The following is a 6,765-nucleotide window of genomic DNA, read 5'->3' on the forward strand; positions in this document are numbered from 1 at the left end:
GTTGCTCCTATGTGGGGGTCTGTCAGGCGCCGTCGATCTCGGCCTGCAGTTCCGTGATGAACGACTTGGCCGCCTGCTCCGGCGTCTCCCGGTCGAACAGCACCTCTTCCGTGTGCCGTTTGATGATGGCTTCGAGATCGCTGGCGCCGTTCGGGGTCACTCTAGGGGCTTGCCCGACTTTGGCGGTGTCCAGGTACTCCGCAGCGGCTTTGTCCGTTTCGGTGAGCTTCGGGGTGATGGCCGCGCGGATCTTCTTGTTCGCGGGGACGCCGCGGTCGGTCAGCAGGATGTCGGCCGCCTCCTGGCTGTTGGCCAGGAAGTCCACGAACAGCGCGGCCTCGGCCGGGTGCTTGCTGCGCGCCGAGATCGACCAGTACATCGAGGACTTGAAGTACGCGCCGGGTGACTTGGCCTGCGTCTCGCCGGGGAGCCTGAGCAGCTTCAGCTTGGCGCCGCTCGCCGTGGTCAGCGAGCTGAGCTGGGTGTTCCACCAGGTGGCGAAGACCGAGGCGTTCGTGGCCGTGCCCGACTGGTCGAGCGAGCCGCCGGCCCGCTCGATGGTGACCGACGGCGACGGCGTGACGCCCTGCTTGGCCAGGTCCTTGACGTAGGTCCAGTACGAGGCCAGCACCTCCGGCGGGACGGCGACCTTGCCGTTCGCGTCGAACAGGGCCGCGCCCGCCTGCCTGGCCCAGATGTTGAGCCCGCCCGCGTCGAAGCCCGGCGACTGCAGGCCGGTGACCTTGCCGCCGCCCGCCTTCGACACCTCGTCGCCGACCTTCTTCAGGTCCTCCCACGACCAGGTGTCGTCGTCCGGCAGCTTGATCTTGAGCTGGTCGAGGAGGTCGGTGTTGGCGACGATCGCGTACGTGGACAGGCCGACGGGGAGCGCGTACTGCTTGCCCTTGACCACGCCCGTGTCCAGGGCGGACTTGTCGAAGTCGGCGGTCTTGAGGTGTTTGCTCGCGGTGCCGAGGTCGAGCAGGGCGCCGCGCTCGGCGTACGAGGAGAGGTAGAGCTCGTCCATCTGGATGACGTCCGGCGCGTCGTTGGCCGCCACCGTGGTCGCGAGGCTCTCCCAGTAGCCGTTCCAGTCCTTGAACTCGCCCTTGACCGTGATGTTCGGGTACTTCTTCTGGAAGAGGTCGATGACCTGCTGGGTGCGCTTGTGCCGTTCGTCCGCGCCCCACCAGGTGAAGCGGAGGGTGACCGGATCCTTCGACAGCTCCTGACCGGCGCTGCCGCCACTGCCGCACGCGCTGAGCATGAGCACCGACGCCATGGCGAGGGCTATTCGTCGCATGATGATTCCTCTTCGCGGGGGGGTTACTTGCCGCCGGTCGTGGCGATGCCTCGGATGAGGTAGCGCTGGCCGACGAGGAAGGCGATGAAGACCGGGGCCAGGGACACCACGCTCATGGCGAACATGGATCCCCATGAGGTCGAGACCGTGGCGTCCACGAACGAGCGCAGCGCCACCGGCACCGTGTACATCTCCGGGTCCGTCAGGTAGATGAGCTGGCTGAAGAAGTCGTTCCAGGTCCAGATGAACGTGAAGATCACCGTGGTGGCGAGCGCCGGGAGCATCAGCGGCAGGATGATCCGCAGGAAGATCCTCGGGTGGCCGCAGCCGTCGATCCTGGCCGCCTCGTCCAGCTCCCGCGGCAGGCCACGGATGAACTGCACCATGAGGAAGACGAAGAACGCGTCCGTGGCCAGGAACTTCGGCACCACCAGCGGCAGGAACGTGTTCACCCAGTCGAGCTGGGAGAACAGGATGTACTGCGGCACGATGATCACGTGGATCGGCAGCATGATGGTGCCGAGCATGATCGCGAACCACAGGCGCTTGCCGGTGAACTCCAGCCTGGCGAACGCGTACGCGGCCATCGAGCAGGACACCAGGTTCCCGATGATGCAGGCCAGCACGAGGATGGCCGAGTTGGCCAGGTAGTGGCCGAACGGGGAGGCCAGCGCGGTCCAGCCGACGCCGTAGTTCTGGGTCTGGAGCCCGTCGAGGATCAGGCCGGGGCGGCGGAAGATCTCGTTGTCGGGCCTCAGGGAGCTGACCACCATCCACAGCACCGGGTAGAGCATGACCAGGGCGAGGAGGATGAGGGCGGCGTGCTTGATCAGCTTTCGGAGTTCAGTCATCGTAAACGACCCAGAATTTGGCGGCCCAGAAGTTGACGGCGGTGAAGCCGGCGATGATCACCAGGAGCAGCCAGGCGAGCGCCGAGGCGTACCCCATGTCGAAGTTGTGGAACCCGCGTTGATACAGGTAGAGCGTGTAGAAGAGGGTCGAGTCGGACGGCCCGCCGGTGCCGCCCGAGACCACGAACGCCTGCGTGAACGACTGGAACGCATGGATGATCTGCAGGACCAGGTTGAAGAAGACGATCGGTGACAGGAGCGGGATCGTGATGCTCCTGAACTGCGTCCACTTCCCCGCCCCGTCCGTGGCCGCCGCCTCGTAGTACATCCTCGGGATCTGGCGCAGCCCGGCCAGGAAGATCACCATCGGGGCCCCGAACGTCCAGACGTTCAGGATGATCAGCGTCGACAGCGCGGTGTCCGGGTCGGAGATCCAGCCGCGACCCTCGATGCCGAACAGCTGGTTGACCAGGCCATCGGCGCCGAAGATCTGCCGCCACAGCACCGCGATGGCCACGCTGGAGCCGAGCAGCGACGGCAGGTAGAACGCCGACCGGTAGAACGCCAGCCCGCGCAGCCCCTTGTCGAGCAGCAGCGCCAGCCCCAGGGCGGCGGCCAGCTGCAGCGGGACGGAGACGACGACGTAGATCAGCGTGACGCCGAGCGCCCGGTGGAGGCGGACGTCGGTGAGCATGCGGGCGAAGTTGTCCAGGCCGTTGAAGGTCGGGGGCTGGATGAGGTTGTAGTCGGTGAAGCCCAGCACGAAGGAGGCCACGATCGGGCCGGCCGTGATGAGCAGCAGGCCGGCGAACCAGGGGGCGAGGAACGCGAAGGCGGCCTTGTTATCCCGATTGCCGCCGCCGAGGGGTCCGCGGCTGCCCTTGCGCATGCGCTGGAGCTCGCCGAGAGCACTCACACGTGACCTCCTGGGTTGCTGGAAAACGTATTCCGTTGGAAAACGTATTCCGCAGTTTGCACGCGCGTTACCTACGCGTCAAGGGTGTTACCAACCGACTACAGCGCCCGAGACCGCTCGGTGCGGCGACCCGTTCGGGGGTCCCGGTAGTCCTGGCCGGAAAACCAACGGATATCGCTGACCTGTGCTAACGCGGAATCTCAGCATCCGTCGTCCCCGTCGTCTTGGTGCGGTCGAGGACGCGGTAGACGGTAGCGCGACCGATGGAGAAGACCTCCATGAGATCGGCGATGGCCATGCCCTCGCGGGTGCGCATCTTCAGCAGGTCGGCTTCGAACTCTGCGAACACGGCCAGCATGTTGAAGAACATCTTCGACATGGGGTCGGCGGGGTCGTAGATGCTCCCGCCCAGAGACAGGTGGACACCCCGGGCGACCAGGGTGTCGCCAATGTCGCGGGTGTCGGGGACCGAGCGTGCGAGCCGGTCGAGTTTCGGGACCACCAGGGTGTCGCCGGCGCGTACGGCCGCGAGGGCCTGGTCGAGGCCGGGGCGGGCGCGGTTGGTTCCGGTGAGTCCCTTGTCGAGATAGATCCGGTCGCCCGCGACGCCGAGACCAGTGAGGATCTCGCGTTATTGAACGAACCTCGATTGAGACAGTCAAGATTGCAGTCGCACTTCATGGTGGCTGGCAACATCCGTCACTGCAGGTAGCCGTGTCAGCTATCGGCGGGTGTTTGTGCCACTGGTTGTCCTTGAGGAGTTGTTGTGTGCGGGTGAGGAATGCCTGGCGGACCTCTTCTGGGTGCAGTATCTGGAGTGGTCGGCCGAGGCTGAGCAGGTAGCGGGCCAGGCCGTCGGCGTCTGGCCCGCCGATGTCGATGATCGTGGCGTCATCGCCGTCCGGGTGGTGGACGCCGACCGTTGGTGGTACCAGCCTGCGGGCCTCATCGGCCGGTACGGCCAGGCGGATGGTCACCCACACCGGGTAAGGCCTCAGCGCGATGCCCGTGCTGACCATCTGTGCTGGATCTGGCGGGTCGGGCAGGGCAGTGGCCTGCCCGGTGACTGTGGCATCGATGATGCGATCGGTACGGAAGGTGCGCCAGTCCTGCCGCGTCAGGTCGTAGGCAAGGAGATACCAGCGGCGGCCGGTGTAGATGAGCCGGTAGGGGTCCACTCGGCGGGTGGACGTCGTTCCGGCCCGGTCGCGGTAGGTCAACTGGGTGCGTTCGCCTCGCCGGCACGCGGTGGCCAGGTCGAGCAGCAGCGCGGGGGAGATCTGGCTGTCGTCGGGTCGTGCGGTGTGGGTGAACGCGGCGTCCAGCTCGCCGAGCCGGTCGGCGATCCTGGCCGGCAGCACCTGGCGTAGTTTCAGCAGCGCCGACAGGGCTGCCTGGTCGCTGCCGGAGACTCCGCTGAAGGCGGCGGTGCGCAGCCCGACAGCGACCGCGAGGGCCTCCTCCTCGTCAAGGATCAGTGGCGGAATGCTGGTTCCGGGCCCGAGGTGGTAGCCGCCCCATGGGCCCATCTCCGATTCGATGCCGTAGCCGAGTTCACGTAGCCGGGCGATGTCCCGGCGAACCGTCCGTTCGGTGATCTCCAGCTGGGCGGAAAGATCAGCGCACGTCCAGGACCGCCGCGTTGACAGCAAAGACAGCAGCCGCAGCAGCCGCGCCGAGGTGTTGACCACGGCTAACAGTCTGCTCGATAACCAGGACCGTTTCTGACCGGGTCATACCGTAACGTCGCCGGCATGACCGAGAACTCCTCGGCCGAAAAGTCCATTACGACGAAGATGACCTCCGCCAAGGTGCGGTAGATGACGGGCCCGGATGGGCGCAGGTAACCGACGAGGGGCAGGACCCATGGAAGCACGCATGAAGAGCGTGGCGAATCCCGACGTGATCACAGCGATCCAGCATCTCCACAAGGCGATTCACGCCGGTGGCGTCGACCCGCTCGTGCTCGAACTGGTCCATCTGCGGGCCAGCCAGATCAACGGCTGCAGCCCGTGTGTGTTCGCCGGCGTCCAGTCGGCGAAGAAGCATGGAGAGACCGAGGAGCGGCTGCACAACGTGGTCACCTGGCGCGAGACCCCGTTCTTCACCGAGGAGGAGCGGGCAGCGCTCGCGCTGACCGAGGCCGCCACCCGGATCCAGGACGGCGCGCCGGGCGTGACCGACGAGATCTGGGACGGTGCTGCCACCCACTTCGACGAGAACCAGATGTCCGCGATCATCCTGAACATCGCAATCACCAACTTCTTCAACCGGATCAACCACACGATCCGGGAGCAGGCCGGCAAGACCTGGTGAAGGCGGGCGGGCGTCATCCGTCCAGAGGCCGCGGTGGCGACGTGGCGAAGGACGTGATCGGCCGGCTCCACCACTGACCGATCCAGCGCCACTTCCGGCAGGCCCCCGTCCTGGGCTCCCACCTTCGGGTGACCGCCGACAACCATTCCTTTGATGATCATCAGGGGCACATGACGATGAGCGACGAACTACTGGAACTGACCGTTACCGATGCCCGAGCCTGGCGGGAGTGGCTCAGCAGGCACCACGACAGCTCGGCAGGGGTGTGGCTGGTCCTCGCCAAGCAGAACGCGACCCGGCCCACCAGCCTGACCTATGACCAGGCGCTCGACGAAGCCCTGTGCCACGGCTGGATCGATGGTCGGCTACGACGGCGGGATGAGATCACCTTCTGCCGGCGCTTCACCCCTCGCGGAAGGCAAAGTACCTGGTCAGCGCGGAACGTTTCCATCGTCACCCGTCTGATCAGCGAGGGCCGGATGCATCCGGCCGGAATGACCGAGGTCGAACGCGCCAAGGCCGACGGCCGCTGGGACACGGCCTACGCGGGACAAGCCGGCATCGAGGTACCAGCCGACCTGGCCGCCGCATTGGCCGCGAACCCCCAGGCAGAAGCGATGTTCGACATCCTCACCTCCCAAAACCGCTACGCAATTCTCTATCGGATCGCGAACGCCAAACGCGCCGAGACCCGAGCCCGCCGTATCACCCAGTTCGTTGACATGCTCGCCCGCGGCGAGGCGATCCACCCACAAAAGCGCGCCCTCGGCAGTTGAATGCGGGCCCACTCCTCTCCCCGCCTCGCTCCTCCCAGCCCACGCACATGGCGGCTCGGCGTTCGGCCAGACCCGGAACCTTACCCAGCCCCCCAAGAACCCGTCATGGGCGCAGGCTCGGCTCAACAGCGGCCGGGCGCAAGGGGCGCCAGCCGCCTCCGTCGAGTTTGGCGAGCTCGGCTTCGACGTCGACGGTGATGACGCCGAAGAAGTTGACGTTCTCGCTGTGGGCCGGGGAGATGTGGGCCAGCAGCTCATCAGGCACATCCCGGCCGCCGGCGCGCAGGTTTTTGACGGCGAGCTGGTAGTACTCGGTCGTCCACGTGGTATCCGGGGTAACGATCTTGAAAGGCTATGTTTGCCCAGGTGGAACGCTTGCGGTCGCGTCCGTATGAGAAGAGGTGGGCGGGCCGGTCAGCTGTCCTGCGGTGAGGCGTTGGCGCGGTGGCCGAGGCGGCGCCGGAGTTCGAGGATCTCTCCATGAGCTGTCTCCAGCGCCTGTTTCAGGGTGGTCATCTCCTCGCGGTGGCGTCGTTTGAGGTCACTGAGTTGAGTGGTCAGGGTGCGGATGACGCTGCTGGGCTGGTCGGGGTCGGGGTCGGG

At 66.2% G+C, this 6,765-nt stretch carries 8 protein-coding genes and 1 pseudogene; 2 read left to right on the plus strand and 7 right to left on the minus strand.

Translation table 11 applies throughout. The features are described 5' to 3' along the window. Positions 1–22 precede the first annotated feature (22 nt). The 5 genes from ACWDRB_RS42515 to ACWDRB_RS42535 form a co-directional block, all read right to left on the minus strand. The gene (locus ACWDRB_RS42515; RefSeq protein ID WP_449903802.1) at positions 23–1,303 is read right to left on the minus strand and encodes an ABC transporter substrate-binding protein; all 1,281 of its coding nucleotides are present in this window, start codon (positions 1,301–1,303) and stop codon (positions 23–25) included. Positions 1,304–1,326: 23 nt separating this feature from the next. Next, positions 1,327–2,154, minus strand: coding sequence for a carbohydrate ABC transporter permease (locus ACWDRB_RS42520; protein ID WP_449903804.1), 828 nt, complete (start codon positions 2,152–2,154; stop codon positions 1,327–1,329). Continuing rightward, on the minus strand, positions 2,147–3,043 hold the full coding sequence (locus tag ACWDRB_RS42525; protein ID WP_449903818.1) for a carbohydrate ABC transporter permease: 897 nt from the start codon (positions 3,041–3,043) through the stop codon (positions 2,147–2,149). The genes ACWDRB_RS42520 and ACWDRB_RS42525 overlap by 8 nt, the downstream gene beginning before the upstream one ends. Before the next feature lie 214 nt (positions 3,044–3,257). Beyond that, the gene (locus tag ACWDRB_RS42530) at positions 3,258–3,695 is read right to left on the minus strand and encodes a recombinase family protein (RefSeq protein ID WP_449903821.1); all 438 of its coding nucleotides are present in this window, start codon (positions 3,693–3,695) and stop codon (positions 3,258–3,260) included. Positions 3,696–3,747: 52 nt separating this feature from the next. Next, positions 3,748–4,761: a helix-turn-helix transcriptional regulator gene (locus tag ACWDRB_RS42535; protein WP_449903807.1), complete on the minus strand. Its 1,014-nt coding sequence runs from the start codon at positions 4,759–4,761 to the stop codon at positions 3,748–3,750. Between the two features lie 187 nt (positions 4,762–4,948). Between ACWDRB_RS42535 and ACWDRB_RS42540 the strand changes: the two genes are divergently transcribed. Both ACWDRB_RS42540 and ACWDRB_RS42545 read left to right on the plus strand, forming a co-directional pair. Further along, the gene (locus tag ACWDRB_RS42540; protein WP_449903810.1) at positions 4,949–5,386 is read left to right on the plus strand and encodes a carboxymuconolactone decarboxylase family protein; all 438 of its coding nucleotides are present in this window, start codon (positions 4,949–4,951) and stop codon (positions 5,384–5,386) included. A 128-nt stretch (positions 5,387–5,514) separates the two neighbouring features. Then, positions 5,515–6,162, plus strand: a complete 648-nt coding sequence (locus ACWDRB_RS42545) for a YdeI/OmpD-associated family protein (protein WP_449903812.1) — start codon at positions 5,515–5,517, stop codon at positions 6,160–6,162. A gap of 103 nt (positions 6,163–6,265) precedes the next feature. Here the strand turns inward: ACWDRB_RS42545 and ACWDRB_RS42550 are convergent, their stop codons facing one another. Both ACWDRB_RS42550 and ACWDRB_RS42555 read right to left on the minus strand, forming a co-directional pair. Beyond that, on the minus strand, positions 6,266–6,505 hold the full coding sequence (locus ACWDRB_RS42550) for a Tn3 family transposase (protein WP_449903823.1): 240 nt from the start codon (positions 6,503–6,505) through the stop codon (positions 6,266–6,268). A 71-nt stretch (positions 6,506–6,576) separates the two neighbouring features. After that, positions 6,577–6,765, minus strand: a pseudogene (locus ACWDRB_RS42555) (hypothetical protein); the annotation flags it as partial.

Source organism: Nonomuraea sp. NPDC003707, from assembly GCF_053587055.1.

Bases quoted from the DNA above. Each gene is read 5' to 3' on its own strand.
- ACWDRB_RS42540 (WP_449903810.1), top strand. From the start codon at position 4,949: ATGAAGAGCGTGGCGAATCCCGACGTGATCACAGCGATCCAGCATCTC.
- ACWDRB_RS42520 (WP_449903804.1), bottom strand. From the start codon at position 2,154: ATGACTGAACTCCGAAAGCTGATCAAGCACGCCGCCCTCATCCTCCTC.
- ACWDRB_RS42515 (WP_449903802.1), bottom strand. From the start codon at position 1,303: ATGCGACGAATAGCCCTCGCCATGGCGTCGGTGCTCATGCTCAGCGCG.
- ACWDRB_RS42525 (WP_449903818.1), bottom strand. From the start codon at position 3,043: ATGCGCAAGGGCAGCCGCGGACCCCTCGGCGGCGGCAATCGGGATAAC.